Origin of the sequence: Thermobacillus sp., assembly GCF_003390775.1 — a bacterium.
GTDB lineage: Bacteria > Bacillota > Bacilli > Paenibacillales > Paenibacillaceae > Thermobacillus > Thermobacillus xylanilyticus.
The window spans coordinates 1-25,817 of record NZ_QEWA01000043.1 but is presented as its reverse complement, the minus strand read 5'-3'; the positions used below and the strand labels follow the sequence as shown (position 1 = coordinate 25,817).

At 59.1% G+C, this 25,817-nt stretch carries 34 protein-coding genes; 26 read left to right on the top strand and 8 right to left on the bottom strand.

From position 1 onward, the window contains the following. Position 1 precedes the first annotated feature (1 nt). Complete coding sequence (gene yhbH, locus C6W55_RS12765) at positions 2 to 1,159, bottom strand: sporulation protein YhbH (protein ID WP_015255509.1); 1,158 nt, start codon at positions 1,157 to 1,159, stop codon at positions 2 to 4. 211 nt (positions 1,160 to 1,370) lie between these two features. Next, positions 1,371 to 1,787 (bottom strand): hypothetical protein, encoded by a 417-nt coding sequence (locus tag C6W55_RS12760; protein WP_213485954.1) that lies wholly within the window; start codon positions 1,785 to 1,787, stop codon positions 1,371 to 1,373. Positions 1,788 to 1,837: 50 nt separating this feature from the next. On the opposite strand from C6W55_RS12760, the gene C6W55_RS12755 reads away from it, so the two are divergent. Together C6W55_RS12755 and C6W55_RS12750 are read left to right on the top strand one after the other, a co-directional pair. Then, the gene (locus C6W55_RS12755; RefSeq protein ID WP_041853912.1) at positions 1,838 to 2,242 is read left to right on the top strand and encodes a DUF423 domain-containing protein; all 405 of its coding nucleotides are present in this window, start codon (positions 1,838 to 1,840) and stop codon (positions 2,240 to 2,242) included. A 198-nt stretch (positions 2,243 to 2,440) separates the two neighbouring features. Further along, positions 2,441 to 4,342, top strand: coding sequence for a putative bifunctional diguanylate cyclase/phosphodiesterase (locus tag C6W55_RS12750; RefSeq protein ID WP_286892953.1), 1,902 nt, complete (start codon positions 2,441 to 2,443; stop codon positions 4,340 to 4,342). Positions 4,343 to 4,357: 15 nt separating this feature from the next. On the opposite strand, the gene C6W55_RS12745 is transcribed toward C6W55_RS12750, so the two are convergent. Continuing rightward, positions 4,358 to 4,936, bottom strand: a complete 579-nt coding sequence (locus C6W55_RS12745; RefSeq protein ID WP_213485959.1) for a hypothetical protein — start codon at positions 4,934 to 4,936, stop codon at positions 4,358 to 4,360. A gap of 178 nt (positions 4,937 to 5,114) precedes the next feature. On the opposite strand from C6W55_RS12745, the gene C6W55_RS12740 reads away from it, so the two are divergent. Next, positions 5,115 to 5,417 (top strand): YunC family protein, encoded by a 303-nt coding sequence (locus tag C6W55_RS12740; protein WP_286892952.1) that lies wholly within the window; start codon positions 5,115 to 5,117, stop codon positions 5,415 to 5,417. A gap of 57 nt (positions 5,418 to 5,474) precedes the next feature. Here C6W55_RS12740 and mtnA read toward each other — a convergent pair whose 3' ends face one another. From mtnA to C6W55_RS12725, 3 genes are all read right to left on the bottom strand, one after another. After that, the gene (gene mtnA / locus C6W55_RS12735) at positions 5,475 to 6,539 is read right to left on the bottom strand and encodes an S-methyl-5-thioribose-1-phosphate isomerase (protein ID WP_015255503.1); all 1,065 of its coding nucleotides are present in this window, start codon (positions 6,537 to 6,539) and stop codon (positions 5,475 to 5,477) included. A gap of 6 nt (positions 6,540 to 6,545) precedes the next feature. Beyond that, positions 6,546 to 7,766, bottom strand: a complete 1,221-nt coding sequence (gene mtnK, locus C6W55_RS12730) for an S-methyl-5-thioribose kinase (protein ID WP_015255502.1) — start codon at positions 7,764 to 7,766, stop codon at positions 6,546 to 6,548. 274 nt (positions 7,767 to 8,040) lie between these two features. Continuing rightward, on the bottom strand, positions 8,041 to 8,442 hold the full coding sequence (locus tag C6W55_RS12725) for a TetR-like C-terminal domain-containing protein (protein ID WP_286892950.1): 402 nt from the start codon (positions 8,440 to 8,442) through the stop codon (positions 8,041 to 8,043). A 220-nt stretch (positions 8,443 to 8,662) separates the two neighbouring features. Here C6W55_RS12725 and C6W55_RS12720 point away from each other — a divergent pair, with 220 nt between their 5' ends. From C6W55_RS12720 to sufB, 7 genes are all read left to right on the top strand, one after another. Then, positions 8,663 to 9,382, top strand: a complete 720-nt coding sequence (locus C6W55_RS12720) for a siderophore-interacting protein (protein WP_286892949.1) — start codon at positions 8,663 to 8,665, stop codon at positions 9,380 to 9,382. A gap of 79 nt (positions 9,383 to 9,461) precedes the next feature. Continuing rightward, positions 9,462 to 10,058 (top strand): DUF1802 family protein, encoded by a 597-nt coding sequence (locus C6W55_RS12715; protein ID WP_286892947.1) that lies wholly within the window; start codon positions 9,462 to 9,464, stop codon positions 10,056 to 10,058. Between the two features lie 174 nt (positions 10,059 to 10,232). Next, complete coding sequence (gene sufC / locus C6W55_RS12710; RefSeq protein WP_286892945.1) at positions 10,233 to 11,012, top strand: Fe-S cluster assembly ATPase SufC; 780 nt, start codon at positions 10,233 to 10,235, stop codon at positions 11,010 to 11,012. Positions 11,013 to 11,035: 23 nt separating this feature from the next. Continuing rightward, positions 11,036 to 12,343, top strand: a complete 1,308-nt coding sequence (gene sufD / locus C6W55_RS12705) for a Fe-S cluster assembly protein SufD (RefSeq protein WP_286892943.1) — start codon at positions 11,036 to 11,038, stop codon at positions 12,341 to 12,343. Then, positions 12,340 to 13,566 (top strand): cysteine desulfurase, encoded by a 1,227-nt coding sequence (locus C6W55_RS12700; RefSeq protein ID WP_286892940.1) that lies wholly within the window; start codon positions 12,340 to 12,342, stop codon positions 13,564 to 13,566. Before sufD ends, C6W55_RS12700 begins: the two co-directional genes overlap by 4 nt. Then, positions 13,553 to 13,981, top strand: a complete 429-nt coding sequence (sufU, locus tag C6W55_RS12695) for a Fe-S cluster assembly sulfur transfer protein SufU (RefSeq protein WP_286892938.1) — start codon at positions 13,553 to 13,555, stop codon at positions 13,979 to 13,981. The genes C6W55_RS12700 and sufU overlap by 14 nt, the downstream gene beginning before the upstream one ends. 75 nt (positions 13,982 to 14,056) lie before the next feature. Next, positions 14,057 to 15,454, top strand: a complete 1,398-nt coding sequence (sufB, locus tag C6W55_RS12690) for a Fe-S cluster assembly protein SufB (protein ID WP_286892936.1) — start codon at positions 14,057 to 14,059, stop codon at positions 15,452 to 15,454. Positions 15,455 to 15,518: 64 nt separating this feature from the next. Here the strand turns inward: sufB and C6W55_RS12685 are convergent, their stop codons facing one another. Beyond that, complete coding sequence (locus tag C6W55_RS12685; protein ID WP_286892934.1) at positions 15,519 to 16,664, bottom strand: tyrosine-type recombinase/integrase; 1,146 nt, start codon at positions 16,662 to 16,664, stop codon at positions 15,519 to 15,521. Positions 16,665 to 16,832: 168 nt separating this feature from the next. Continuing rightward, positions 16,833 to 17,207 (bottom strand): helix-turn-helix domain-containing protein, encoded by a 375-nt coding sequence (locus C6W55_RS12680; RefSeq protein WP_286892932.1) that lies wholly within the window; start codon positions 17,205 to 17,207, stop codon positions 16,833 to 16,835. Positions 17,208 to 17,345: 138 nt separating this feature from the next. On the opposite strand from C6W55_RS12680, the gene C6W55_RS12675 reads away from it, so the two are divergent. The 16 genes from C6W55_RS12675 to C6W55_RS12600 all read left to right on the top strand — a co-directional run. Then, positions 17,346 to 17,585, top strand: coding sequence for a helix-turn-helix domain-containing protein (locus C6W55_RS12675; protein WP_286892930.1), 240 nt, complete (start codon positions 17,346 to 17,348; stop codon positions 17,583 to 17,585). 23 nt (positions 17,586 to 17,608) lie between these two features. After that, the gene (locus C6W55_RS12670; RefSeq protein ID WP_286893000.1) at positions 17,609 to 17,887 is read left to right on the top strand and encodes a group-specific protein; all 279 of its coding nucleotides are present in this window, start codon (positions 17,609 to 17,611) and stop codon (positions 17,885 to 17,887) included. Continuing rightward, complete coding sequence (locus C6W55_RS12665; protein WP_286892928.1) at positions 17,884 to 18,135, top strand: DUF7667 family protein; 252 nt, start codon at positions 17,884 to 17,886, stop codon at positions 18,133 to 18,135. Before C6W55_RS12670 ends, C6W55_RS12665 begins: the two co-directional genes overlap by 4 nt. 17 nt (positions 18,136 to 18,152) lie before the next feature. After that, entirely contained in the window at positions 18,153 to 18,458 is a 306-nt protein-coding gene (locus C6W55_RS12660; RefSeq protein ID WP_286892927.1) for a hypothetical protein, read from the top strand. A gap of 6 nt (positions 18,459 to 18,464) precedes the next feature. After that, the gene (locus tag C6W55_RS12655) at positions 18,465 to 18,638 is read left to right on the top strand and encodes a hypothetical protein (protein ID WP_286892925.1); all 174 of its coding nucleotides are present in this window, start codon (positions 18,465 to 18,467) and stop codon (positions 18,636 to 18,638) included. After that, on the top strand, positions 18,638 to 19,147 hold the full coding sequence (locus C6W55_RS12650) for a hypothetical protein (RefSeq protein ID WP_286892923.1): 510 nt from the start codon (positions 18,638 to 18,640) through the stop codon (positions 19,145 to 19,147). Before C6W55_RS12655 ends, C6W55_RS12650 begins: the two co-directional genes overlap by 1 nt. Before the next feature lie 117 nt (positions 19,148 to 19,264). Further along, entirely contained in the window at positions 19,265 to 19,639 is a 375-nt protein-coding gene (locus C6W55_RS12645) for a hypothetical protein (protein ID WP_286892921.1), read from the top strand. A 25-nt stretch (positions 19,640 to 19,664) separates the two neighbouring features. After that, entirely contained in the window at positions 19,665 to 20,126 is a 462-nt protein-coding gene (locus C6W55_RS12640; protein WP_286892920.1) for a DUF6166 domain-containing protein, read from the top strand. Between the two features lie 49 nt (positions 20,127 to 20,175). Next, complete coding sequence (locus C6W55_RS12635; RefSeq protein ID WP_286892918.1) at positions 20,176 to 20,529, top strand: DUF5406 family protein; 354 nt, start codon at positions 20,176 to 20,178, stop codon at positions 20,527 to 20,529. A 5-nt stretch (positions 20,530 to 20,534) separates the two neighbouring features. After that, the gene (locus C6W55_RS12630; RefSeq protein WP_286892917.1) at positions 20,535 to 20,741 is read left to right on the top strand and encodes a hypothetical protein; all 207 of its coding nucleotides are present in this window, start codon (positions 20,535 to 20,537) and stop codon (positions 20,739 to 20,741) included. Further along, positions 20,738 to 20,917: a hypothetical protein gene (locus C6W55_RS12625; RefSeq protein WP_286892915.1), complete on the top strand. Its 180-nt coding sequence runs from the start codon at positions 20,738 to 20,740 to the stop codon at positions 20,915 to 20,917. The genes C6W55_RS12630 and C6W55_RS12625 overlap by 4 nt, the downstream gene beginning before the upstream one ends. Then, positions 20,914 to 22,233, top strand: a complete 1,320-nt coding sequence (locus C6W55_RS12620; protein WP_286892914.1) for an AAA family ATPase — start codon at positions 20,914 to 20,916, stop codon at positions 22,231 to 22,233. Before C6W55_RS12625 ends, C6W55_RS12620 begins: the two co-directional genes overlap by 4 nt. Positions 22,234 to 22,235: 2 nt before the next feature. Further along, entirely contained in the window at positions 22,236 to 23,360 is a 1,125-nt protein-coding gene (locus C6W55_RS12615; protein ID WP_286892913.1) for an ATP-binding protein, read from the top strand. 22 nt (positions 23,361 to 23,382) lie between these two features. Beyond that, positions 23,383 to 23,895 (top strand): hypothetical protein, encoded by a 513-nt coding sequence (locus C6W55_RS12610; protein WP_286892912.1) that lies wholly within the window; start codon positions 23,383 to 23,385, stop codon positions 23,893 to 23,895. Positions 23,896 to 23,904: 9 nt separating this feature from the next. Then, a complete protein-coding gene (locus C6W55_RS12605; protein ID WP_286892911.1) occupies positions 23,905 to 25,500 on the top strand; it encodes a DEAD/DEAH box helicase in 1,596 nt (531 codons plus the stop codon). 15 nt (positions 25,501 to 25,515) lie between these two features. Continuing rightward, a partial coding sequence (locus C6W55_RS12600; RefSeq protein WP_286892909.1) for a hypothetical protein occupies positions 25,516 to 25,817 on the top strand: 302 nt, incomplete at its 3' end.

Sequence of the window (25,817 nt, the reverse complement as noted above, 5' to 3'; positions counted from 1 at the left end):
GTCATACGGCGGGCTGTTCGCGTCTGTGGAAGAACGATTTGAGCGCGGCGTAGACTTCATTTTTTTCCCGGATGACATAATAGAGAAACCGCGGATACGTGATATGTTTGTAGGCCGACATCAGCGTGCTGGACCGGTTGTACTGGTTCACTTCGCCGTAACCGAACAGGTTCGACCGCTTGAGCAGCTCCCCGATCAGCTTCACACAGCGCTCGTTGTCGCTCGTCAGGTTGTCGCCGTCGGAGAAATGGAACGGATAGATGTTGTACGAAGACGGCGGGTACCGGGAGTCGATGATCTCGAGCGCCTTCATATACGCGGAGGAGCAGATGGTGCCCCCGCTCTCGCCGCGGTTGAAAAATTCGTCCTCCGACACTTCCTTCGCTTCCGTATGGTGGGCGATGAACACAATTTCGACGTTCTCGTAGCGGTGCCTCAAGAAGCGGGTCATCCAGAAGAAAAACGTGCGCGCGACGTACTTTTCGAAGCTGCCCATGGAACCCGAAGTGTCCATCATGGCCAGCACGACCGCGTTCGATGTCGGCTGCACGATCTCTTCCCATGTCTTGTAGCGCAGGTCGTCCGGCGAAATGCCGTGGATGCCCGGTCTGCCGCTGAGCGCGTTGCGGCGGAGGTTCTCGAGAATGGTCCGCTTCTTGTCGATGTTGGACGAGAGGCCTTTCTTGCGGATGTCGTTGAACCGGATGTCCTTCGTCTGCAGTCGGTTTTTGTCCTTCGGGCTGAGAAAAGGCAGTTCCAGTTCGGCGAACAGCATCGTTTCGATTTCTTCGAGCGTCACTTCCGCCTCGATCACGTCTTCCCCGGGCTGATCGCCCGCTCCTTCGCCCGCTCCGCCGTTTCCGGACGGGTCAATGCCGATCACGTCGCCGACCGAGCTGTTGCCGTCTCCCTGGCCGACATGCCGGCTCTTGTTGTAATTGTAGATAAAACGGTATTCGTCCAGACTGCGGATCGGCACTTTGATGATCTGTTTGCCGTCGGAAAGGATGATGTTCTCTTCGGATACCAGGTCCGGCAAGTTTTGTCGGACGGCTTCCCGCACTTTCTGCTGGTGCCTCGCCTGATCCTGGTAGCCCTTGCGATGCAGCGACCAATCTTCCCGCGAAACGATGAACGACGGCTGGCCGGCTTCCATCATGGACTTGCACCTCCCGCATCGACAACTTGCCGTTTTCTATTCAATATATTCACGGCGAAGGCGGTTATGTGATGAAGGGCTTGCCCAATCCGGAAATGCCGGGACGAGGCGCGGGCGATTTGATTGCGGGGTTAGACGCGCGGTATAGTGATGACAGAGGGAAAAAGCGGCAGGCGGCCCGGCAACCCGGCCGCCTGCATGTTCGCGGTGTTTACTGAACGATGAGCCCGATCACGAACAGGGTGCTCGTGCCGGCAAGCAAAATGGCGTTGAAGACGAGTCCGAGAATGGCGAATACGCGCCGCCGGTTCCGGATGACGCAGCCGACGATGCCCAGCACGACGCCGACGACGGACAGCAGCAAGCCGAGGAGGATCAGCAAGGATCCGATCACGAGCGGGATGTTCCCGGCAACTTCATCCGGTCCCGGCATTGCGATCACGCCGCCCTCGGTCGTGTATTCGGCCATTCCGGCGAGCGTGGCGCCAAATCCGACAATCGCCAGCAAGATGCTGACAAGCCCGATGACGAAGGACGCGATGCCGGGGCCGGAATGCTTCAGGGGCGCGGAATTCACCTCCGGCTGCACAGGGGTCATGAATTGCGATTGTTCCTGAGACCCTTCCACTTGCCCATTGCCTCCCATTTGTCGTAATGTAACCATTATAACCTGACGGAATGGATGTGAAAACCTTGAATTGGAAAAAACATGCCGCCATCGGGGCGATTTATGCGGGACTTGCCGTCGCGTTCGGCGCGTTCGGCGCGCACGTGCTGGAGGCTCGGCTGTCCCAGGATTCGCTCTCGACGTATGAGACGGCCGCCCGCTACCATATGTACCATGCGCTCGGGCTCGTGTTGACGGCGATTCTGGCCGGACGCGCGGAAGCGGGTGCGTCCGGACGGCTGTTCGCCTGGTCCTTGCGGCTGCTGCATGCCGGAGTCTGGCTGTTCTCGGGCAGCCTGTATGTGCTTGTATTGACCGGGATGGGGTGGCTCGGCGCGATCACGCCGCTTGGCGGAGTGTCCTGGGTCGCCGGCTGGGGGCTGGCGGCTGCCGCGCTTCTGCGTTCCGGCCGCTAACTCTTCACGGGCGAAAATTGTAATTGCGATCACAAAAAAGATGCCGAATCCGGCCAAAATCCGGTATAATGAAGAAGATGAATTTTCCATCACCCCGCAAGCAAAACGGCCGGCTCCGTCCTCTTCCGGGCGGGCGCGTTCGTTCTGCGGTGAAATATATCTTGTATCATGTCGTGTCGGGAAGGATGGTTCGCGCAAATGGCATTGCATGATCCGGCCCACGAAGGCAAGCTGCGACGGGGTCCTTCCGCTTCGACCGCCGCCCCGGTGATCTGGATCAGCGGAGCGGTTGCCGCATGGGCCGCGGCGGCTCCCCTGTTGATGCCGGGACAGGCGGCCGTATGGACGACTGCCGTGGCGGCAGTGACCGGATTTGCCGCAGCAACGGTCCTCGCCTTCAGACGCCCGAAACGGGGAAGCGCGGCAGCCGCGCCTGTCCGTGAAGCGGGCGAGACGATTTTCCGACACGCTCCGTTTCCCATCGTCATCGCGGATGCGAAGGGACATGTCCGGGAAGCCAATGAAGAAACCTTGCAATTGTACGGGTATGAACGTGTCGAATTGAGCCGGTTTTCGCTGCCGGAACTGGCGCCCCCCGCCTCGCGAAGCGCGCTGATGGAAGGTCTGAAAGCGGCGGCGGCCGGGGAGAGGCGGCAGGTCGAACTGGCCATGCTGCACAAGAGCGGTTACGAATTGGATATCCGGCTTTTGCTTTCGCCCTGCCCCCTGCAAAGCGGCGAGCCCGGCGTCGTCGCACTCATCCAGGACATCGGGGAGCAGAAGCGCAGCTCGGAACGGATTCGCTATCTTGCGTACTACGACGACATGACCGGGCTGCCGAATCGGCGATTGTTCATGGTTATGCTGACGGAAGCGCTTTCCCGCCCGCGTCCGTCCGGACGGAAAGCGGCGGTTCTGTACCTCGATCTCGACCGTTTCAAACTGGTGAACGATTCGTTCGGGCGGGATTTCGGCGACATGCTGTTGCTGCAGGTGGCGGAACGGCTGTCGCGCAATCTGGGGGAGAGCGATCTGGCGGCGCGGATGGAGGGCGACGAGTTCGCCGTCCTGTACGACGATGTCGCTTCGGAATCAGAAGCGCTGGAACGGGCGCAGCTGCTGCTCCGGCTGCTGGAAGAGCCGTTCGAGCTGCAGGGTCATCCGTTCCACCTCAGCGCCAGCATCGGCATTGCCCTGGCCAGTGCCGGCTGCGATCCGGCCGGGGTGATCAAGCAGGCCGACATTGCGCTCGGCCTGGTGAAGGACAACGGCCGCAACGGCTGCATGCTCTACACCGGCGAGACGGACAATTCCTCGCTCGAGCGGCTGACGATGCAGCACGAGATGAAGCTGGCGCTTGCACGCGGAGATTTCCGGCTGTTCTATCAGCCGCAGTACGAGATCGAGACGGGACGCCTGATCGGGATGGAGGCGCTGCTTCGCTGGCAGCATCCCGAACGGGGCATGATTCCGCCGGGAGAGTTCATTCCGATCGCGGAGGAGAGCGGCCTGATCGTCCAGTTGGGCGATTGGGTGCTGGCCGAGGCATGCAGGCAGAACAAAACCTGGCAGTCCCTCGGACTGCCGGCCGTGCCGGTGTCCGTCAATCTGTCGATGCGGCAGTTTCTGCAGCGCAACCTGAAGGAGCGGGTGGAGCGCATTCTGGCCGAAACGGGACTGGAGCCGCAGTATCTGGAACTGGAGATTACCGAATCCATGACGATGGACGTGAAATACGCGACGGCCTGTCTGCTGGAGTTGGCGGAACTCGGCGTGCGCATCAGCATCGACGACTTCGGCACCGGGTACAGTTCGTTTCATCATCTGAAAAATTTCCCGATCCATCGTCTGAAGATCGACCGCTCGTTCGTCCGCGATATCCGGCAGGATCCGAACGACGCAGCGATCGTCGCGGCCATCATCGCGATGGCGCACAATTTGAATCTGCCGGTCATCGCGGAGGGTGTGGAGTCCGAGGATCAGCTCCACTTTCTGAAGACGCACCGCTGCGACGGTTTCCAGGGGTATTATCGCAGTCCGCCCGTGCCGGTGCAGGATGCGGAATCGCTGCTGCGCGAAGCCGGCGGGCGGGCGGACTGAAGCGGGCCGGCGGGATCAGGTCTCGATGAAATCGTCGATCTCGAACAGCCCGAACGTATAAACTTTCTTCTCGTCGACATGGTACACCGTGACGGTGTACATGGATTCGTCAAGATTGATAATGCGGCAAGGCACGCTCAGCTTGATGCCGCGCCCGCGGTTGACATTGAGCCGGACCAGCCGGTTGCCCGCAATGTATCCGCGAATGCGTTCCATCGCTTTGTCGATGCAGCCCGTGGAGTCGCCGTCATCGGCGGCTCCTTTTGCATTGCCGCCGGCCGTTTCCCGGGAGTTCCCGGTTGACGGGGCCAACGGCTCACTTGCTTCTGCCAGACGAAAGACTGATTCTGCTGCGACCGTTTTCCCATTTGCGAGCTCCGCCGGAGTCGGAAGCGGGTTCGATTGATGCGGTCCCTGGGCGGCCTGTTGGATGGGACTTCCGGTCTCGATGCCCGATTTGATCCGATAGTCCGTGAAGCCGCTTCGGTTCAGCGCCGACACGAGATGTTCCAGCGCCGTTGCGTCCGTGTCGCTTTCGATCATCAGATCCACGTTGAAAATGTACAGGTTTCTCCACGAAGTTTTGACTTTCATCTCTCTAACGCCCCTCACCTTTCCTGATCATATTGTATCACGCATGGGTCCGCCGGCATAGATTTTCACCCCAAAAAAGCAACGAAAAGAAGGACAGGACGCCTGCCCTTACGGGCCGGGAGCGTTGGGAATAGGTTAGGAATAGAGTTGCAGAAATTCCTGACAGAGGGTGATCGGAATGATCCGGCTGGTACCCATGCCGTTTGAAGGAGGCGTTGCCCTGGGCGTGGAAGTCCTTCTGCCGAAAACGACGCTCCTGGCTATCACGACCGATGTCGGATATATCATGTGTGGCGCACTGGATGTGGCGCTGCTCAACGAGAGGCTGCGCGACCGCGGCATCGTGGCGGGCAGGGCCGTCGGCGTGCGCACGCTCGAGCAGCTGATGGAAGCTCCGCTGGAGTCGGTGACGACAGCGGCCGAAGCGCGCGGCATCCTGCCGGGCATGCGCGGGGCCGACGCATTGAAGCGAATGATCTGAACGGTGGATGCAGGATGAACGCCCATGCCGATTGGCATGGGCGTTGTTTTGGTTTCGTTATTTGGTTTCGAACAATGCGCGCAGGTTGACATCGTAAGGCGGGCGTACAATGCCCCGCTCGGTGATGATCGCGTCGACGTACTCGGCGGGCGTCACGTCGAAGGCCGGATTGTAGACGCGGACGCCGCGCGGAGCCGTCCGGCGGCCGAATCCTTCGGTGATTTCCTCCGCCGGGCGCTCTTCGATCGGAATTTCCGCGCCGGTCGGCGTGTTCAGATCGATCGTCGACAGCGGGCAGGCGACATAGAACGGAATGCCGTGCGCTTTCGCCAGCACGGCGACGCCGTAGGTGCCGATCTTGTTCGCCACGTCGCCGTTCGCCGCCACCCGGTCGGTGCCGACGATGACCGCCTGCACCCAGCCGGCGCGCATGACCGCGGCGGCCATGTTGTCGCAGATGAGCGTCACGTCGATGCCGGCCTGATGCAGTTCGAATGCCGTCAGGCGCGCGCCCTGCAGCACGGGGCGCGTCTCGTCCGCGAACACTCGCAGCTTGATGCCGCGCTCGGCGGCGAGATAGAACGGCGCCAAGGCCGTGCCGTATTTCGCCGTCGCCAGGCCGCCGGCGTTGCAGTGAGTGAGCACGCCCATACCGTCCGCAAGCAGCGTGAGCGCATGTTCGCCGATCAGCCGGTTCGTCTCGATGTCTTCGGCGTGAATCGCTTCCGCTTCGCGGACAAGCGCTTCCTGGCAGCTTTCCGCCGGGGCGCCGCTTGCCGCAAGCGCTTCGGCGCGCGCGGTCATCCGGTCGAGCGCCCAGAACAGGTTGACGGCGGTCGGCCGGGATGTCGCCAGATATCCGGCGTGGCGCTTCACGGCCTCCAGCCATGCGTTCGTTCCGGCATGGACGGCCTTCGCGGAGCCGAGCACGACGCCGTAAGCGGCGGCGATGCCGATCGCGGGCGCGCCACGCACGGCGAGGCTGCGGATTGCCTCCCATACTTCTTCCGGCGTGTCCAGATGCAGATACTCGATGCGTTCGGGAAGCTGCCGCTGGTCCAGCAGTTCAAGCTGCGAACCTGTCCAGTTCAGCGGCGAGAGCGGTTGATGCGTTGTCGTCATGATGGATTATCCTTTCAGTGCGGCGGCCGCTTCGCGGGCCGCGTCGATCACGAAATCGATGGATTCGGCGCCGCGGTTGCCCTTGATCAGCGCCTTGCCGATGCGGAGCGCGACGCGCTGCGCTTTCTCCCGGACGGCTGCGTCGGGGATGCGGTCGATGTCGGCGACGTGCGCCAGACCGACGATGCGGCGGACCATTTTGCACCCGGCGTAACCGATCGAGTCCTGCAGCAGGCGGCGCATGTAGTCGTCCTGGTAGCCGGCCGCCCGCGCGGCGAGCCGGTCGACGTTCTTCTCGTTCCAATGCGCCCGGAACTTTCGGTCGAACTGCGTCCAGATGCTCTTCACCGTCTCCAGCAAATATTCGCGGTACGACGTTCTGGAAGCTTCGTCGGCGCTCCAGTGGAGCTGGCCGGCGTAGTTCAGCAGCAGGTTGCCCAGAACAGCGCCGATGTCGAAGCCCATCGGACCGTAGTATGCGAATTCGGGGTCGATCACTTTCGTCGAATCTTCGCGGACGAAGATGCTGCCCGTATGCAGGTCGCCGTGCAGCAGCGCCTGGCCCTGCGTCAGAAATTTCTCGCGCAGCAGCGCGACTTCGAAATGCAGCTTCCCGTCGGTCCGCAGCGCTTCGGCCTCGTCTTCGATCGCCGCGTCGTAATTGTTGTTCGACGAGACGGTGTACGGATCGTCGAAGATGAGATCTTCGGTGATCTTGCACAGTTCCGGATTGATGAACCGGCCGGCCTGCACTTTCTTCTCCTGCTGGTTCATGCCGAGATCGGACGTGAAGAACAGCGTGTTCGCGAGAAACGTCGAGATATGATCAGCGAACAGCGGATAGCGGCGGCACTGCATCAGGCCGCTGCGCATGATGATGTGGTCGCTCAGATCTTCCATGACGGTGAGCGCCAGATCCGGGTCGTACTTGTACACTTTCGGCACGAGACCCGGCGCAAGGCGGCCTTCCAGGATCAGCGCCTCGCTCTCGATGCGCGAACGGTCGAGCGTCAGCGGCCAGGATTCCCCGACGACCTTCGCATAGGGGAGCGCCTGCTTCAGAATGAGGCTGCGGCCCGATTGCTCGTCGCGGATATGGAAGACGAGGTTCAGGTTGCCGTCCCCGATCTCGCGGCACGTCAGCGCGGCTTCCTGCGGGAAGACGCCTTCAATCCGGCGGGCGAGCTCGATCGCTTCCGATTCGGTAAGCGGATGGTATTCGGACAATTGCGGCACCTCCGTGGCGTTGCCTTCAATAGTGACATTATCCCCAATAGTATAAAGAAGTTTTAATCTGATTGGAATACCCTCTATTGCTTCGTTTGCAGGGAATTCGCGGTCATGAATCGGCGCCTGCTTGTCGTCCGGATGTCATCGTTTTCCGCAGGCGGCGATGCGATTGCGACGTTCAAGCCGGACAGCCGGACGGTCCATGTCGGCACCGGCGCCTCCCGGGACGGCGGCCGAATGGGCGGCAGACAAGGCGGGCGAGAGGCCGTCGTCACTCGTTCTCCATAAGGCCGGCCGCCTGAAGGGGACCTTTTGCCGTAAGCAAGGACAATACCTTTGCCATTTCCTCCGGGGATTCCCTGCAGCCGTTGTTCAACCAACATTGGATCATGCTCAAATGCGCGCCGGAAATGTAAGAGGCAACATACTCGGGCGATATCGGCATCCGTTTTGGGCGGGTCCGTGATGCGGCCGTTCTTTCATATAATTGCTCCCACATCGTCTGTCTCAGTCTGGATTGAAAAGCAGGGTCGCCTTTGGGGCTGAGAAGAACTTTTAAAAAGTCCCGATTCCTGTAAAAGTATTGAAAAATGTCAATCGCAATCGGAAGTGAATCGCCGAAGGTTTTGCGGATGGCAGCATGTCTTCTCGCAATGTCCATGATTTCTTCCATAAATTCGGATTCATGGCTGGACAATCGCCTCAAGTGTCTTGGTCACGCGCTGATCTTGCTTTTTTTCCATCGTCCGACTCCCTTGCCCGACAAATTTGCACGGTATGTTGTTTAACCGTCAAACCCGGCAGCATTGCCTGTTGTTGCGGCTGCAGCTTTGATTTTATACCAAACACGCTGATGAATAAACAACACTGTGTAGGGGAGGAAGCAATGACTAATGGGGATCATGGACAAGCTGGCGAAAAGCCTGGCCACACGCGCAACGGTCATCGATAAAACCAAAGCGGCGGAGCACACGTATCGACTGACGATCCGGCCGCAAGGTTCTCAATCGTTTGCGTATCGTCCCCAGGACTTTTTGCGGATTCTTGTCCTGGATGATCCGAAAGTATCGTTGCGAGATCGTGTGCGGTCCTGTTCCATCTGGAACTTCGATGCCCGGACGCAAAGCCTCGATCTGGCGGTGTGCACATTTTCCAACGGCCCCGGAGCGCATTGGATCCAAAACGTGTGGGCGGGCGACGACGTTTATTTCATGAAGCATGCCAGCAACCTGTTCATCCATCGGGATGATGCCGACGCCGTGATGATCGGCGATATTTCCGCTCTGGGCCATCTTTACGGTCTGCGCCAGTTTTTCCGGCATCCGGAACGCGTAACCGGTTTGATTTTTGGCCGGGAACAAGCCGATTTTTTCCCGGATCTCGACGGTGAGTCCCCCTTTCAGTTCATTGCAGGCGGGCCGCATCAAGATCAAACGGTTATATCCGCGGTAGAAGCCGCACTGCCCCGCCACGCCGGCAAAACCGCCATTGATGTCGCGGGTGACGGCGAAATGTGCAAATTGCTTTATAAGTATCTGAAGAGTTTGGGATGGAGCGGCAAACAGGTCAAGGTCAAGCCGTTTTGGATCCAGGGGAAAAAGGGATTGGAGTAAACATGCCCCGGATGTTCGCAATCGGGCGTCGGTATCTGGTATAATGAAGACTCAGCATGGATCGGGGGGATGCCGGGCAATGGACGGAAACGTGACGCGGCTTGCCGGCGTGCGGGACGGCACCGCGCTGAAAGAATGGGCATCGGCGATTGAAGCGCTTGTCTGCGGGCGGCAGCTGATCCTGATGCGCAAGGGCGGAATCGCCGAGGAGACGCGGGATTTCCAGCTCGCCGCGCCGCAGTTCTGGCTGCTGCCGACCTACGAGCATCAGCGGGAGCACCTGCTGAAGGAAGAATGCCGGCCGCTGATCGGCCGCACGCTGGCCGAGCGCGAAGCGGCGGGAGGCCGGCTGCTCCTGAAGGCGTGGGCGGAGGCGGTGCGCGACATCGAGGTGACCGATGCGGAGACGCTGGCGAAGCTCGACCGTTTTCACATCTGGACCGGCGCGTTTGCGGACGAACGGTTGAAATGGAAGCGGACAAAACCGCTCCATGTGCTCATCCTTCGCGTCCATGCGGCTGAAGAGCCTGTCGCGATCCCGCACCGGGAGTCGTATGCCGGATGCAAATCCTGGGTGAAGCTCGAGGATGACGCGGCGGACGCACGGTTCCGTCCCGTGCTGTCGGCTGAGGAATTTCAGCGGCGGGAAGCGGAAATTCTGAACGCGTTGGCCTGAATGCCGGCGCAATGCCGCACAGCCGGGGCGCCGGTCTGTCAGGGAAGCTGACGGGACCGGGCCGGCGTTTGTTGCTTTGCGCGGGGAAATATATTAGAATAATTTTAAATTACATGGCGATTATCATTGATAATCACCTTTCAATACAGTTCAATGCGGAAGGAGACACCATACATGGCGACTCGATTCACGGTAAAAGGACTGCGGGCGTCGATTGAAGGCAAGGAGATCCTGAAAGGCATCGACATCGACATCCGCGGCGGCGAGATCCATGCCATCATGGGTCCGAACGGCACGGGCAAAAGCACGCTCGCGTCGGCGCTCATGGGGCATCCGAAATATGAGGTGACGGAAGGCGAGGCGCTGCTCGACGGCGAGAATCTGCTCGAGATGGAAGTCGACGAGCGGGCGCGCGCGGGCCTGTTCCTTGCGATGCAATATCCGAGCGAAATTACGGGCGTGACGAACGCGGACTTCCTGCGCAGCGCGATCAACGCGCGCCGCGGCGAAGGCAACGAAATTTCGCTCATCAAGTTCATCCGCCAGCTCGAAGCGAAGATGAAAGAGCTCGAGATGAACCCGGAGTTCGCCCACCGCTATCTGAACGAAGGGTTCTCGGGCGGCGAGAAGAAGCGGAACGAAATTCTGCAGATGATGATGCTCGAGCCGAAGATCGTCATCCTCGACGAAGTCGACTCGGGTCTCGACATCGACGCGCTGAAGATTGTCGCGGCAGGCGTCAACAGCATGCGTTCGGAAGACCGCGGCTTCCTGATCATCACGCACTATCAGCGGCTGCTGAACTACATCAAGCCGGATTTCGTCCACGTCATGATGCAGGGACGCATCGTGAAGTCGGGCGGTCCGGAACTGGCCGAGCGCCTCGAAGCCGAAGGTTACGACTGGATCAAGGAAGAGCTGGGCATCGTCGACGAGACCGTCGGTCAAGCCTGAGCGGAGAGGGGCGTTGACACGACATGAGTACGCAACTGAATGCTCCGGTAAGCCGTGAAAATATCGAAGCTTTGTCACAGGGCAGAGGCGAGCCCGGTTGGCTGACCGACATCCGGAAGGAAGCGGCCGCGCTGGCCGGCACGCTGGAATGGCCCAGACCCGAGAAAATGCGCATCGACCGCTGGAATCTGACGGCGTTCGGCGTCGACAGGCATCCCGAACTTGCGGGAGATTTGTCGCAGCTGCCGGAAGAGATCCGCGCTTCGCTGCCGCAGGATGCCGCGAATCTTGTCGTACAGCGCAATTCCGGCGCCGCGTACCGCAACCTGGCGGAAGAGTGGAAAGCGAAGGGCGTTATTTTCACCGATCTGGAGACGGCCGTCCGTGAACACGGCGATCTCGTGAAGAAGCATCTGTTCAGCGTCGTCAAGGCGGATGAAGACAAGCTGACCGCGTTGCACGCGGCGCTCTGGAACGGCGGCGTCTTCGTCTACGTGCCGGAAAATGTCGAAGTGGAAGTGCCGCTGCAAGCCGTTCTCTACCTGGACGATGCGGAAGCGGCTTTCGCGCCGCATATTCTGATCGTGGCCGATGCGAACAGCCGCGTGTCCTATGTCGACCGCGTGCTGGCGAGCGGCGCCGGCCGGTCGGCTGTCGCCGTGCATCATGCCGTGGTCGAAGTCGTCGCCGGCCCCGGCGCGCTGGTGCGGTTCGCGTCGATCCACCATCTGCCGGAGAGCGTCACGGATCTGTCGATCCGCCGCGCGACGCTGGCGAACGACGCGCGGATCGAATGGATCATCGGCGATCTGAACAACGGCAACACGCTGTCGGTCACCAAATCGGACCTGAAGGGCAACGGCTCCACGTCCGATTCGAAATTGATCACGATCGGCACGCAGTCACAGAACATGAGCATCACGACGCACGCCGTCCACTACGGTCTCAGCTCGGAGAGCGAGATGGAGACGCGGGCCGTCATGCGCGATTCGGCGACGGCGATCATCAATGGCGTCACGAAGATCGAGAAGGGCGCCACGAAGGCGAACGGCCATCAGACGGAACGGGTGCTCATGCTGAGCCCGAAGGCGCGCGGCGACGCGAACCCGATCCTGCTCATCGACGAGGACGACGTCAAGGCCGACCACGCCGCGAGCGTCGGCCGGGTGAACGAGGAGCAAATCTACTATCTGATGTCGCGCGGCATTACCCGTGAAGTGGCGGAACGTCTCATCATCCGCGGCTTCCTGACGCCGATCGTGTCCGAAGTGCCGATCGAAGCGGTGCGCGAGGAACTCGAGCGGATGATCGAAGGGAAGCTGAACGCATGAACCCGCTCGAGCTTCGCAAGCAGTTTCCGGTCTTGGACCAGCAGGTGAACGGGCATCCGCTCGTTTACCTGGACAACGCGGCGTCCTCGCAGAAGCCGCGCAGCGTCATCGACGCGATCGTGCGCTATTACGAGCACGACAACGCGAACGTGCACCGCGGCGTCCATACGCTTGCATCCCGCGCGACCGACGCCTATGAAGGGGCGCGGGCGAAGGTCGCGAAGTTCCTGAACGCGGCCAGCGAGCGGGAGATCGTGTTCACGCGCGGCACGACGACGGCGCTGAACATCGTCGCCCGCTCCTGGGCACGCGCCGCGCTGCGCGAAGGCGACGAGATCGTGCTCACGCCGATGGAGCACCACGCGAACCTGATTCCGTGGCAGCAGGCGGCGAAGGCGACGGGCGCGGTGCTGCGCTACATTCCGATGCAGCCGGACGGCACGATCCGGCTGTCGGACGTCGAGGCGACGCTGACGGACCGGACGAAGATCGTCTCCGTCACCCACGTCTCGAACGTGCTCGGCGTCGTCAACCCGGTGAAGGAAATCGCGGCGCTGGCGCACAAGCGCGGCGCGGTCATGGTCGTCGACGGTGCGCAGTCGGCGCCGCACATGAAGGTGGACGTCCGGGATCTTGATTGCGATTTTTACGCATTCTCGGGTCACAAGATGTGCGGTCCGACCGGAATCGGGGTACTCTATGGGAAACGGGAACTGTTCGAGAAGATGGAGCCGGTCGAGTACGGCGGCGAGATGATCGAGCACGTCGACTACTACGACGCAACGTGGAAGGAAGCGCCCTGGCGGTTTGAGGGCGGCACGCCGATCATCGCGGGCGCGGTCGGCCTGGCGGCGGCGATCGATTTCCTGACGGAGATCGGGATGGACAACATCGACCGCCACAGCGAGGCGCTTGCCCGCTACGCCTACGACCGTCTGTCCGAGATCGAAGGCGTCACGCTGTACGGCCCGCGCGAAGGCCGCGTCTGCCTCGTGACGTTCAACCTGAACGATGTCCATCCGCATGACGTGGCTACGGTCCTCGACACGGAAGGCGTCGCGATCCGTGCGGGGCACCATTGCTGCCAGCCGCTCATGCGCAAGCTCGAGGTGACGGCGACCGCCCGCGCCAGCTTCTATCTCTACAACACCGAGGAAGATGTGGAACGGCTGGCCGCGGCGCTAATCAAGGCAAAGGAGTTCTTCGGACATGCAATTGGATGAACTGTATCGAAGGGTCATCATGGATCACTACAAAAATCCCCGCAACCGCGGCACGATGGACGAAGACTCCGTGACGGTCAATCTGAACAATCCGACTTGCGGCGACCGGATCCAGCTGCAGCTGCGGGTGGAAGACGGCGTCGTCAAGCAGGCGAAATATACGGGAGAAGGCTGTTCGATCAGCATGTCTTCGGCCTCGATGATGACGGACGCGATCCGCGGCAAGTCGCTGGATGAAGCGCTCGGCCTGGCGGAGAAATTCAGCGCCCTGATGCAGGGGCAGCCCGTCGAATTCGAGGAGTACGAGGATCTCGAGGCGCTTTCGGGCGTCAGCAAGTTTCCCGCGCGGATCAAGTGCGCGACGCTCGCCTGGAACGCGCTGCGCAAAGGCATCGAAGCCGGGCGCCAGAGCTGACGGGTGGCTGGAAGGCACGGTTTTTTGAGGATCAGGCTGATTTTGGTGAGGAATGAATGAAGGAGGCTGAGGGCGATGGCGAAGAAGGCGCCGGAGTTGGAAGAATACAAATATGGCTTCCGCGACGAGCACAAGGCTGTCTTCCAGACGGGCAAAGGGCTTACGGCGGACGTCGTGCGCACGATCTCGCAGATGAAAGGCGAGCCGGAATGGATGCTCGAGTTCCGCCTGAAGGCGCTGGAGCAGTTCAACAAGATGCCGGTTCCGCGCTGGGGCGGCGATCTGGATGAACTCGATTTCAACGACATCCAATATTACGTCAAACCGTCCGAGAAGCAGGGCCGCACTTGGGAAGAAGTGCCGGCTGAAATCAAGGAGACGTTCGACAAGCTGGGCATTCCCGAAGCGGAACAGAAGTTCCTCGCGGGCGTGTCCGCACAGTACGAGTCAGAAGTCGTCTACCACAACATGCGTGAAGATCTGGCGAAGCAAGGCGTCATCTTCATGGACACGGACACCGCGCTGAAGGAGCATCCGGAGATCTTCAAGCAATACTTCGGCACGGTCGTGCCGCCGACGGACAACAAGTTCGCCGCGCTGAACAGCGCCGTATGGTCCGGCGGCAGCTTCATCTACGTCCCGCCGGGCGTGAAGTGCGAAATCCCGCTGCAGGCGTATTTCCGGATCAATTCGGAGAACATGGGGCAGTTCGAACGGACGCTCATCATCGCCGATGAGGGCAGCTTCGTCCACTACGTCGAAGGCTGCACGGCGCCGATCTACAGCACGAACTCGCTGCACAGCGCCGTCGTCGAGATCATCGTGAAGAAGGACGCGCGCGTCCGCTACACGACGATCCAGAACTGGGCGCCGAACATCTACAACCTCGTCACGAAGCGCGCGGTTGCGGAAGAGAACGCGACGATGGAATGGGTCGACGGCAACATCGGCTCGAAGCTGACGATGAAATATCCGGCCGTCATCCTGAAAGGCCGCGGCGCGAAGGGCAGCGTCCTGTCCATCGCGGTTGCGGGCAAAGGCCAGCATCAGGACGCCGGGGCGAAGATGATTCACCTCGCGCCGGATACGACGTCGACGATCATTTCGAAGTCGATCTCGAAGCACGGCGGCAAGGTGACGTACCGCGGTCTCGCTTCGTTCAGCCGCAACGCCGACGGCGCGAAGTCGAACATCAAGTGCGACACGCTCATTCTCGACAACCAGTCGACGTCGGACACGATCCCGTACAACGAGATCATGAACGACAACATCACGCTCGAGCACGAGGCGACGGTGTCGAAGGTGTCGGAAGACCAGCTCTTCTACCTGATGAGCCGCGGTCTGTCCGAAGCGGAAGCGACGCAGATGATCGTCATGGGCTTCATCGAGCCGTTCACGAAGGAGCTGCCGATGGAGTACGCGGTCGAGATGAATCGGCTGATCAAGTTCGAGATGGAAGGCAGCATCGGTTAACCCTTGAATTGACGGGGTTTTTGATCGGGGAAAGACGCGCTCGCCCACAATTTGCCCACAATTTTTATGATAGGTATCGGGCATAAAGGTCGAGCGCGTCTTTTTCTATTTTCTTCGTGACGTGCAGGTACTTTTCAGTGGTCTTTATGCTGGCGTGTCCGAGCCGCTCAGCGACGTAGCGGATCGTCGCCCCAGCCTCGAGCAGATGGACGGCGTGGCTGTGCCGGAGGGCGTGAGGCGAGAGCCGCGGCAATCCGGCTCGCTTGCATACCTCATACATATATTCCCTTACGACGTTGATCCGCAACCATTTTCCGTCTGGACCGTGGAACACCAGGTTGAGATCGGAACGTTGGAAACCGTACCGAAGGATGGTTTCCTTCTGGTTCACCCGGTACTCCTTCATAGCGCGGATCGTTTCCGGGTCCAGTTTGATTGTTCGGATGCTGGAGCGGGTTTTCGGTGTGGTCACGCGCGGATCCGTGTTGAGCGGATAGATGAGCGTTTTGGTGACGCTGACCGTGCCCTTGATAAGATCAATGTCATCCCAGGTGAGCGCCAGCGCCTCGCCTATTCGCAGACCGGTGCGAGCGAGCAGGGTAAACAATGCCTGATGCATCCGGGAGTGCTGATACTTCGCGTGTTTGACCGGCACGCACGCGGCCAGAAACCTGCTCAGCTCGTCCACCGTGAAAAACTTGATTTTCCCGGCATCCTCGTGCTCGTCACGGGCGATCTTGATTTTTTGCAGGGGGTTGTCCCGGAGGATCCCGAACTCATGGATCGCGTCGCTGATGGCGCTCGCAAAGATGCTATGGATTCGCCGCACTGTCCCCTCGCTGTACCTTTCCCGCAGCTCGTTGATCCAGCGCTGGTACTCGGCTCTAGTCAAATCCTTCAGCCTGTAGTTCCCCCAGCGCGGAATGATGTTGAGGCGGACGTTCCGCTCCTGGACGAGATAGGTATTCAGCTTCACTGCCGGACGTTTGTAAGTTTCGAGCCATTTTTCCAAATAGTTTGCGATCAGCTCATTACCATTTTCCGCAAACCCATGTTCTTCGATACGCAATTCTTCGGCGGCCGCGGCGAGCTCCGCTTCTTTCTTCGTTCGGAAGCCGCTTTTCGACTTTTCCCGATACTTTCCAGTTCGCCTGTCGATGTATCGGATACGGTATTCCCAGCCATTCGAGCGTTTACGGAATGAGGCCATGATGCTTTCCTCCTTTTCGACTTTTCAGATTTTTATGGTATTGAACGGGAACATGTGTTCGTATATAATAAATGGACAACCAGTCAAGGGAGGTAAACCATGGAAAAAGTAAAAGTTGAAACCGTTTACCAGCCGGAACTGCTTGTCCAAAAAATGTTCATTGCAAGGTCAATCTTCGTCAGCGAACAGGAGTTTTGCGACCTTCTTGATCTTTTTCTGTACATTCGGATCCGTCAGGTCGATGCCCAGCTCCCTCTCTAAGTCCTCAAAAAACCGCAACCGAGGATCGGTTTTTATGACCGTAGACCGGAAGCTAGGGTCAATGTCGTCTTTCGAGACATCGAGCGCCAGAGCGATCTTCTGTATGTTGCCAGGGGGAGCGAGCACGTTCCCCCTAAAATATTCGGAAAGCGTGCTAACAGGTATGCCTGTTTTTTCGCTGAGTTGTTTCTGGGTCATGCGCCGCTTATCTATGAGCCGGCGCAGATTTTTTGCGATTTCGTTTTTTAAATACTCCTCATAGTCCCTCTTATTGTCGACCATCTTTTCATCATCCCCTTTCAACATACTTATTATATCCGATGATCGCCGAAAAGTAAAGAAAAAAATCCGAAAAAAATCGGTTGACAATCCGATGTTTGTCGGATATCATGGGAGTACATCGGGAAGGAGGTGCAGACCTTGAGCCAAGAGATACTCATCACTCTAGAAGCCGCCCGGGTGAACACCGGCTTAACGATTGCTGAAGCGGCGCCACTTTTCGGCATCCACCGGGACACGTTGTGGAAGTACGAGCAAGATTCCACAAACGTCCCCCGAACCTTTATGATCAGGGCGGAAGAGGTATACGGCATCCCAGCGAAGCATCTTTTTTTCGGAAAAAAATCCGACTTTCATCGGATTAGGAAGGAGGGGGCCTGATGAACGGAGGCAATCAGGCTCCGATCCTCTCCGTCCAAGTCGACGAATCAGCAGTGCAAGATGAGATCCGTCGGCAGGTTTCCGAAAGGCTTCGCGAAGCCGACACTGATCTGGTGTTCTGGGATGCCAAAGAACTCATGCGCCGCACTTGCATGAGCTGGAATTTCATTCAGCAGCAATTCTTTTTCGACCCTCGCTTTCCGAAGGTAAAAGTCGGAAACAAATGGTACTTCCCGGCCCGGGAAGCGCGGGAGTTTCTAGAACAATGGATTCGGGAGCAAATGAGGAGGGTTGTCTCATGATCGGCATCCATCCCGTACATCGCCGCCTGGCCGAGCTGCAGATCAAGGCCGATCGGCGCGGCGGATACGACCAGCTCACGATCCGCGAGCAAATGGATCTCCATCACTGCCTGCGAGTCAACGCGACGCTGGTTAGGCAGATGGATGAACTCAAGCAGCTGTCGTTTATCGCGTATCTGGCCGGTGACATGGATTGGATGGCGGACATTTGCCGGCAGATTGACGAGTTGGAAGCGAAGATGATTTGAAGAAGGGAGCGACATACATGTCCAAAACACAATACCTGCGCGAAGCATCGGTAAAGCTCGAAGAATCCATTGCAAAGCTGCGCCGTGCCAAGGCGGATCTGCTCCACGCCCGCTCCGACCAGCACGTCCGGCTGGCGCTGGCGCTGGCCGAGATCGAGGAAATTTACGAAATCCTGACTGACCCGGTCTGCACACCAGAAATGTACCTCGATGACGATGTGCCGGATCCGGATTGTGGCGACTTCGACGACTGTCGCTGGGACGGCGACCGGATCGAGGCGACGAAGACACTGTTGTTTCGCGAGCATATTGGGAGGAGGTGACGCCTCATGACCACTCACGACGAATACCGCGCCGCGCTCGTCGAATACCGGGCCGCCCAGCGTCTGTTTGACCAGGCTGAGCCCGACCGGGTGGACGAGGCGGTGTACCGGCTGCGGGCGGCGGAGCTCAGGCTGGGGGCGGCGATCCTGGCGCTGAAGGAAGAGCAGCGGGCGGGGTAATGGCCGTGCGCAACCCATACGACTGGTATATCACGCCGGAAGAGTACGAGACGGCCGCGGCAAATGGCATCTCCGCGGGCACGCTCGAAACCCGTATCCGCAGACTGGGGTGGCCGAAAGAGCTCGCCATGACCAAGCCGCCGAGGATGTTGTCGAAAATCCCGCGCGAAATCGTTGAGCTCGCCCAGCGCAACGATATCCCATATCAAACCCTGTACTGGCGCATATACGCCGGCTGGGCGCCGGAGCGCGCAGCGACGGAGCCGGTCGCGGATCGAGCGGAGCGCATCAGACGGGCACACGATGCCCGACGAAAGATTCCCGCCGATATTATCGAGCTCGCCGATCAAAACGGAGTCAAGTACACGACGCTCTGGAAACGGATCAATACGCTCGGATGGGACCCAATGACGGCCGCCACGACGCCGATCATGACGAAAAGCGAGAGCGGGCGACGGGCCAAAGCGAAGCGAGAAATCGTACACAAATGGATTTTCGCGAGGAGGTGACCGGCCCGTGCAAGCTGACGCGCAGTCGCCGGCAACCCGGCGGGTGTACCGGCAGCTGTTGGCCATCGAAGACATGATCGAAGCACATCGGATTGCGGAAGGAGGTGAACAGAGTCAATGAACATTACGATGCAAGACGTTCGCGTGCGTAAGGCGTTGAAGTTCATCAAGTCTCCCGGGCTGAGCGACCTCGAAGGTCTGAAGATCAACGAAAACCGCTTCACCATTGGAACCGGACTCTTTGTCGAAAACGGCATCATCATGGAGATTCCCGAGGCGTTCCGGTTCCGTACGAGGCTCGAAGTCGCTTCAACTGAAAACGGCGACAAGTTCTTGATCCTCTCGCAGCTTCTGACGGGAGGCCCGAATGCCTGGGACATGGAGGATGCCTTCTACCGGATCGGATTCAAGGATCCGGAAATCGAAATTCAGCTCCGAGCGCTCTGTGACGAGCTCGTGTCCCGCGGGCTCGCGGAATGGGTGGAAGAATGACCGCAAAAGGAGGTGGACAGAGCCAATGGGCGACAACAAGTGCGCCCGCTGCGGCCGAAAGCTGAAAGACCCGAACGCCGAATACGGCCCAATCTGCGCGCGGAAGGTGGCGGCTGAACAGGGCATCGCCGAGCAACCGGCCAGCAGCATCACGATCCAGACGACGATCCGCGACGGATACGCCGGCATGCGGACGCCGGTCGGTCCGGTGGTGGTGCGGATCCGGAACGGCGTGCAGAAGCCGCTGCGGCATCTGGTCCGTCACAGCCCGGACGGCTTCAACTGGGGCTACGGCGGCAGTGGGCCATCGGATCTGGCGCGGAGCATCATCGCCGACGCGCTCGGAACGACCGACCCGGCCATCTATCAAGAATTCAAATGGGAATTTGTTGCGAAGTGGGGCGACAGTTGGGAAATCTCGCTGGACGAGATTCTCGCATGGGCAGGAGTCGGCAAAGAAAAATCCACCGCGGCAACGGTGGAATAAATCAGGATTCAGCTCCATCATACCACAGGTGGGGCGGGGAGGGGAAGACATGGACAAGTACATGGGAGGCGTCGCATACCCGCGCGAAGGGACGCACACGGTCGAGGTATCGCTCCAGTGGGGCAAGTACAAAGGGACGATCATCTGCAAGATTGGTGGCAACACGATGGGCGCGTCGATTATCGACTCCGCATTGGATTCCCTTGTTGACGGCGATTTTCAGCCGGATATGAGCCTTGGGCAGAATCATAGACACATCGTACCAATCAGCAGCGGCACGGAAGCCGGATATGTGAAGTATTACAGACTTTTCAATGCGTCCGGCGACGAGTTGCAAATCGATTACGACGATATCGCGGATTGCATCGTCGGGGTCCGGATCGTCGGCTGGGAAGCCGGGTGACAACCATGCTGCAGCTCAAACCCACCATCACCCTCGAGCTCGACGGCCAAGAAGCCGCCATCATCGGCAGCGCGCTGCTGGAGCAGGCGCTGAGATGTCATGACGAGACCCGAGCGCGGCTCAATCGACTGATCGCCACGAAGGTCTTCGAGGCGCGGCGGCGACATCATGAGGCGGCTGCGGCCGTCTTGACGGAGCGGTATCGTCTGTGACGGTCCTCAAAGGCGATCGCGTCAGGCTGCAGACCGGCGAAACCGGCATCGTCGTCGAGGTGTGGGGAATCGCCCGTACCTGGCTTAAAGTCGACACGGGCAGCGGTCATGTCATCTGCATGGCCGCTGCTGTTGAACGGATCATCAATCGTGATAAAGGGAGGAAATGGCGTTGAGCGTCAAAATCAATAGGCTCGAAATTGAGAACGTGAAACGGGTCAAGGCCGTGAAAATCGAGCCGACGCCGAACGGCCTGACCATTATCGGAGGAAAGAACAACCAGGGTAAGTCCAGCGTGCTGGACGCCATCGCGTGGGCGCTGGGCGGAAACAAACACCGGCCGTCGCAACCGGAACGCGAAGGATCGGTTACACCGCCCTATCTCCATATCGTGCTGTCAAACGGCCTCATTGTCGAACGAAAGGGCAAGAACAGCGACCTGAAGGTCATCGACCCGAACGGCCAGAAGCACGGTCAGCAGCTGCTGGACAGCTTTGTCGAAGAGCTGGCGATTGACCTTCCCAAATTCCTGAATGCTACGAACAAAGAGAAGGCGAATATCCTTCTGCGGATCATCGGCGTTGGCGATCAACTGTTTGAACTTGAACGTAAAGAGCAAGAACTTTACAACCAGCGGCATGCAATCGGCCAGATTGCCGACCAGAAAACAAAGTTTGCGAAGGAACAGCCGTACTATCCGGACGCGCCGAAGGAACCGGTGTCGGCCGCGGACTTGATCAAAAAGCAACAGGAGATCCTCGCCAAGAACGGCGAGAACCAGCGGAAACGGCTGCGCGTACAGCAAATCCAGGCTGAGTTCGAGCAGCAAGGCAAAGAAGTGGCCCGGCTCATGGCCATGTTGAACGCTGCTCAGGAGAAGTACAACCAGCTGCAGCAAGACCTTGCCATCGCGCAGAAAGACGCACAGGATCTTGTTGACGAATCGACCGCCGAGCTGGAAGCCAGCATCGCGCAAATCGACGAGATTAACCGGAAAGTACGCGCGAACCTGGACAAGGAGAAAGCCGAGGAGGACGCGCGAGAATATGCGCGGCAATACGAGTCGCTGACGAAGGAGATCGAGTCGGTTCGGAAAGAGAAAATCGACCTGCTCACGAACGCGAATCTGCCGCTCCCGGGCCTGTCGGTGCAGGATGGCGAACTTATCTACAACGGTCAGAAGTGGGACAACATGAGCGGATCCGAACAGCTCAAAGTAGCCACGGCAATCGTACGCAAACTCAAGCCGCAATGCGGGTTCGTGCTCATCGACAAGCTGGAGCAGATGGACATGGACACGCTGCGCGAGTTCGGCCAGTGGCTCGAGCAGGAGGGGCTGCAAGCGATCGCGACGCGCGTGAGCACCGGCGATGAGTGCAGCATCATCATTGAGGACGGATACGTCGTCGGCGAGGAAGGCATCACGATCCAGCAGCCGAAGCCGGAAGGCGAAATCGACGCCGGCCCGACATGGAAAGTGGGTGAGTTCTGATCATGTTTGAAATCATCAGCGGCAAGATCCAGAAGGCAAAGAAGGTCGTGCTGTACGGTCCGGAGGGGATTGGCAAATCCTCTCTGGCCGCCCGATTCCCGAACCCTGTATTTATCGATACCGAGGGTTCAACGACAGAACTGGACGTGCAACGACTTCCGAAGCCGACAAGCTGGGAAATGCTCAAACAGCAGGTGCAGTGGGTGAAACAACAAAGGCCGTCTCGATTCGGTACTCTTGTAATAGATACGATCGACTGGGCCGAAATGCTCTGCAATGACGCCGTCTGTGCCCAACACAACAAAAAAGGCATCGAGGATTTCGGATACGGCAAAGGATACGTATTTGCCGCGGAGGAGTTCGGTCGTTTTCTGAACATGCTCTCCGATGTCATTGAGGCCGGTATCCACGTCGTGCTGACGGCTCACAGCCAGATCGTCAAGTTCGAGCAACCGGACGAGATGGGAGCCTATGACCGTTACCAGCTCAAGCTCGGCGCCAAGACCGGATCGCGGACGGCCGCACTGGTCAAGGAATGGGCGGATATCGTGCTGTTTCTGAATTACAAGACATTCAGCGTCGCCGCGGACGACAGCGGCCGCAAACACAAGGCACAGGGCGGCGCGCGCGTCATGTACACAACACATCACCCGGCCTGGGACGCCAAGAACCGGCACGGTCTGCCGGACGAGCTGCCGCTCGACTATGTGCATATCTCGCACATCTTTGCCGGACCGACAGTGGCCACGGCTCCACCGGTCACTTCACCGCCGGTGCAGCCTGCGCCCGAGACGACAGCAGAACCGGCACAACCCGCCGCGGAGCAGCCCACCGCGCCGGTCGAGCCCGCCAGTGAGCCGGTTACGGCGCCGGCGAACGCCTCCACGAACACGACTCCGGAGCAGTCGATCAATCCGAATATCCCGGCTTCGCTGCGGGATCTCATGATCCAGCACAAGGTTGCAGAGTGGGAGATCCAGCAAGTGGTGGCAAAACGCGGGTACTATCCGGCAGATACGCCGATCACGAACTACGATCCCGGATTCATTGATGGGGTGTTGGTAGCCGCATGGCCGAAAGTGTTCGCCATGATCGAAGAGATGCGCGACGAAGTTCCTTTTACCTAATACCAAACAGGAGTGATGAGACATGACGATGCAAGAACGTGAGCTGAACTGGGACGACACAATCGAGCGCGACGGCGGCGGGGAGTACGTACTCCTCACCCCCGGCGACTACAACTTTACGGTCACGAAATTCGAGCGCGCCCGGTTCCAGGGCAGCCAGAACCTGCCTCCATGCAACCAGGCGAAGCTCGAAATCACCATTCATTCGCCCGAACACGGTGATGTGGTCGTGTTCCACAACCTGTTCCTGCACACGAAGACGGAGGGTTTGCTTTCCGCATTCTTCACGGCGATCGGCCAGAAGAAAAAGGGTGAACCGCTGCGCATGAACTGGAATGCCGTCGTCGGCGCCAAGGGCCGCTGCCAAATCGAACATTACAAGTACACGAAAGACGGCCGTGAATACGTCAACAACCAGATCAAACGCTTTTATCCCTATGATGAGTACCTGAAATACGTCCAGCAATCATCTGCACAGCATCAGCCTCCATTCCCCACCGCCCAGCAAGGAGGCTGGCAACAAGGACAGTTTTAGGTGATGGCCATGGAACTCAGACCATATCAACAAGAGGCCCGTGAAGCCATCCAGAACGAGTGGACGAAAGGCGTCAAGAGAACGCTGCTGGTTTTGCCTACCGGCTGCGGAAAAACAATCGTTTTCAGCAAAGTCATAGAGGATCGCGTGCGGATGGGCGAGCGAGGGCTCGTCCTTGCCCACCGCGGCGAGCTGCTCGACCAGGCGGCCGAAAAGTTGGAAAAGGCCACTGGGCTGAAATGCGCAGTCGAGAAGGCTGAGCAATCCGCACTCGGCAGTTGGTACCGAGTTGTCGTGGGCAGCGTACAGACCATGATGCGCACCAAACGGCTCGAACAATTTTCTCCTGATTACTTCAACTTCATCATTGTCGACGAAGCGCATCATTGCCTCGCCGACAGCTACCAGCGCATCCTGAAATACTTCGATGGCGCCAACGTCCTCGGCGTCACGGCGACGCCGGATCGCGGCGATATGCGCAACCTCGGCTCCTATTTCGAGTCGCTGGCCTACGAATACACGTTGCCGCGGGCAATTAAAGAGGGGTATCTCAGCCCGATCAAGGCCATGACCATCCCGCTCAAGCTCGATCTTTCCGCGGTCCGAGTGCAATCCGGAGATTTTGCGGCCGGCGACTTGGGCACGGCGCTGGATCCGTACCTGGAACAGATTGCGCATGAAATGTGGAACGTGGCCAAGGACCGGAAAATCGTCGTTTTCCTTCCGCTCGTCAAGACGAGCCAAAAGTTCGCCCGGATCTTGAACGCGATCGGTTTCCGGGCCGCGGAAGTGAACGGCGAATCGGATAATCGAGCGGAGATCCTGGCCGACTTCGAGGCCGGAAAATACAACGTCCTTTGCAATTCCATGTTGCTGACGGAGGGATGGGATTGCCCGAGTGTGGACTGTGTAGTCGTGCTCAGGCCGACGAAGGTCCGCAGTTTATACAGCCAGATGGTCGGCCGCGGCACCCGGCTATATCCCGGGAAAACGGAACTGTTGTTACTCGATTTTCTCTGGCATACAGAACGCCATGAACTCTGCCATCCAGCACATCTGATTGCTGAGAATGAAGAGATCGCCAAAGCCATGACCAAGCGGATTGAGGAAGCTGGGGCGCCGGTTGATCTGGAAGAAGTAGAAGAGAAAGCGGCGTCGGACGTCATTGCGCAGCGCGAGGAAGCGCTCGCGAAGAAGCTGGAGGAAATGAAGCGAAGGAAACGTGCGCTGGTCGATCCGCTGCAATTCGAAATGAGCATCCAAGCGGAGGATCTGGCCAATTACGTCCCGGCGTTCGGTTGGGAAATGGCACCGCCGAGTGAGAAGCAGCTTCGCACGTTGGAGAAGCTCGGAATCTTCCCGGATGAAATCGACAACGCCGGTAAAGCTGCGAAGTTGCTTGACCGACTGGAGAAACGCCGGATAGAGGGGCTGACCACACCGAAGCAGATTCGTTTTCTCGAGGGACGCGGCTTCCAGCACGTTGGAACATGGTCGTTTGACGCCGCCCGAAAGCTGATCGATCGCATAGCGGCCAACGGCTGGCGGGTGCCGAGCGACATCGATCCGAGAACGTATAACCCTGAAATGGTACTCACCTCATGATGGAGGGCATGAACCATGTGGTATGGACGAGCGGTTACCACCACAGGAACACCTGTCCCGAAACGCGATATTGAGGAGAAATCCAGCGGCAGCGGGCCGGTCATCACGTACCGGCTGAGTCCGGAGGAACTGGAGCGCGTGCGCCGCGGGGAGAAACTCGAGAAGAAGGAGGAACAAACCATGTCAACGACAACGGCGCCGAAAGCGCCGGATAAGATGGAAGTGCTGCGCCGGCTGGCGGCCGGGTGGAAGGTCAGCCGAATCGAGGAAGAGCTCGGCCTGAGTAAGGGAGCGCTGCACTATTGGATCGGGAAGTG

What these genes read in the sequence shown, in the direction of transcription:
- yhbH (WP_015255509.1), bottom strand. Translation starts at nt 1,159, where the DNA reads ATGATGGAAGCCGGCCAGCCGTCGTTCATCGTTTCGCGGGAAGATTGG.
- C6W55_RS12755 (WP_041853912.1), top strand. Translation starts at nt 1,838, where the DNA reads ATGGATGTGAAAACCTTGAATTGGAAAAAACATGCCGCCATCGGGGCG.
- C6W55_RS12750 (WP_286892953.1), top strand. Translation starts at nt 2,441, where the DNA reads ATGGCATTGCATGATCCGGCCCACGAAGGCAAGCTGCGACGGGGTCCT.
- C6W55_RS12745 (WP_213485959.1), bottom strand. Translation starts at nt 4,936, where the DNA reads ATGAAAGTCAAAACTTCGTGGAGAAACCTGTACATTTTCAACGTGGAT.
- C6W55_RS12740 (WP_286892952.1), top strand. Translation starts at nt 5,115, where the DNA reads ATGATCCGGCTGGTACCCATGCCGTTTGAAGGAGGCGTTGCCCTGGGC.
- mtnA (WP_015255503.1), bottom strand. Translation starts at nt 6,539, where the DNA reads ATGACGACAACGCATCAACCGCTCTCGCCGCTGAACTGGACAGGTTCG.
- C6W55_RS12725 (WP_286892950.1), bottom strand. Translation starts at nt 8,442, where the DNA reads ATGGAAGAAATCATGGACATTGCGAGAAGACATGCTGCCATCCGCAAA.
- C6W55_RS12720 (WP_286892949.1), top strand. Translation starts at nt 8,663, where the DNA reads ATGGGGATCATGGACAAGCTGGCGAAAAGCCTGGCCACACGCGCAACG.
- C6W55_RS12715 (WP_286892947.1), top strand. Translation starts at nt 9,462, where the DNA reads ATGGACGGAAACGTGACGCGGCTTGCCGGCGTGCGGGACGGCACCGCG.
- sufC (WP_286892945.1), top strand. Translation starts at nt 10,233, where the DNA reads ATGGCGACTCGATTCACGGTAAAAGGACTGCGGGCGTCGATTGAAGGC.
- sufD (WP_286892943.1), top strand. Translation starts at nt 11,036, where the DNA reads ATGAGTACGCAACTGAATGCTCCGGTAAGCCGTGAAAATATCGAAGCT.
- C6W55_RS12700 (WP_286892940.1), top strand. Translation starts at nt 12,340, where the DNA reads ATGAACCCGCTCGAGCTTCGCAAGCAGTTTCCGGTCTTGGACCAGCAG.
- sufU (WP_286892938.1), top strand. Translation starts at nt 13,553, where the DNA reads ATGCAATTGGATGAACTGTATCGAAGGGTCATCATGGATCACTACAAA.
- sufB (WP_286892936.1), top strand. Translation starts at nt 14,057, where the DNA reads ATGGCGAAGAAGGCGCCGGAGTTGGAAGAATACAAATATGGCTTCCGC.
- C6W55_RS12685 (WP_286892934.1), bottom strand. Translation starts at nt 16,664, where the DNA reads ATGGCCTCATTCCGTAAACGCTCGAATGGCTGGGAATACCGTATCCGA.
- C6W55_RS12680 (WP_286892932.1), bottom strand. Translation starts at nt 17,207, where the DNA reads ATGGTCGACAATAAGAGGGACTATGAGGAGTATTTAAAAAACGAAATC.
- C6W55_RS12665 (WP_286892928.1), top strand. Translation starts at nt 17,884, where the DNA reads ATGATCGGCATCCATCCCGTACATCGCCGCCTGGCCGAGCTGCAGATC.
- C6W55_RS12660 (WP_286892927.1), top strand. Translation starts at nt 18,153, where the DNA reads ATGTCCAAAACACAATACCTGCGCGAAGCATCGGTAAAGCTCGAAGAA.
- C6W55_RS12655 (WP_286892925.1), top strand. Translation starts at nt 18,465, where the DNA reads ATGACCACTCACGACGAATACCGCGCCGCGCTCGTCGAATACCGGGCC.
- C6W55_RS12650 (WP_286892923.1), top strand. Translation starts at nt 18,638, where the DNA reads ATGGCCGTGCGCAACCCATACGACTGGTATATCACGCCGGAAGAGTAC.
- C6W55_RS12645 (WP_286892921.1), top strand. Translation starts at nt 19,265, where the DNA reads ATGAACATTACGATGCAAGACGTTCGCGTGCGTAAGGCGTTGAAGTTC.
- C6W55_RS12640 (WP_286892920.1), top strand. Translation starts at nt 19,665, where the DNA reads ATGGGCGACAACAAGTGCGCCCGCTGCGGCCGAAAGCTGAAAGACCCG.
- C6W55_RS12635 (WP_286892918.1), top strand. Translation starts at nt 20,176, where the DNA reads ATGGACAAGTACATGGGAGGCGTCGCATACCCGCGCGAAGGGACGCAC.
- C6W55_RS12630 (WP_286892917.1), top strand. Translation starts at nt 20,535, where the DNA reads ATGCTGCAGCTCAAACCCACCATCACCCTCGAGCTCGACGGCCAAGAA.
- C6W55_RS12615 (WP_286892913.1), top strand. Translation starts at nt 22,236, where the DNA reads ATGTTTGAAATCATCAGCGGCAAGATCCAGAAGGCAAAGAAGGTCGTG.
- C6W55_RS12610 (WP_286892912.1), top strand. Translation starts at nt 23,383, where the DNA reads ATGACGATGCAAGAACGTGAGCTGAACTGGGACGACACAATCGAGCGC.
- C6W55_RS12605 (WP_286892911.1), top strand. Translation starts at nt 23,905, where the DNA reads ATGGAACTCAGACCATATCAACAAGAGGCCCGTGAAGCCATCCAGAAC.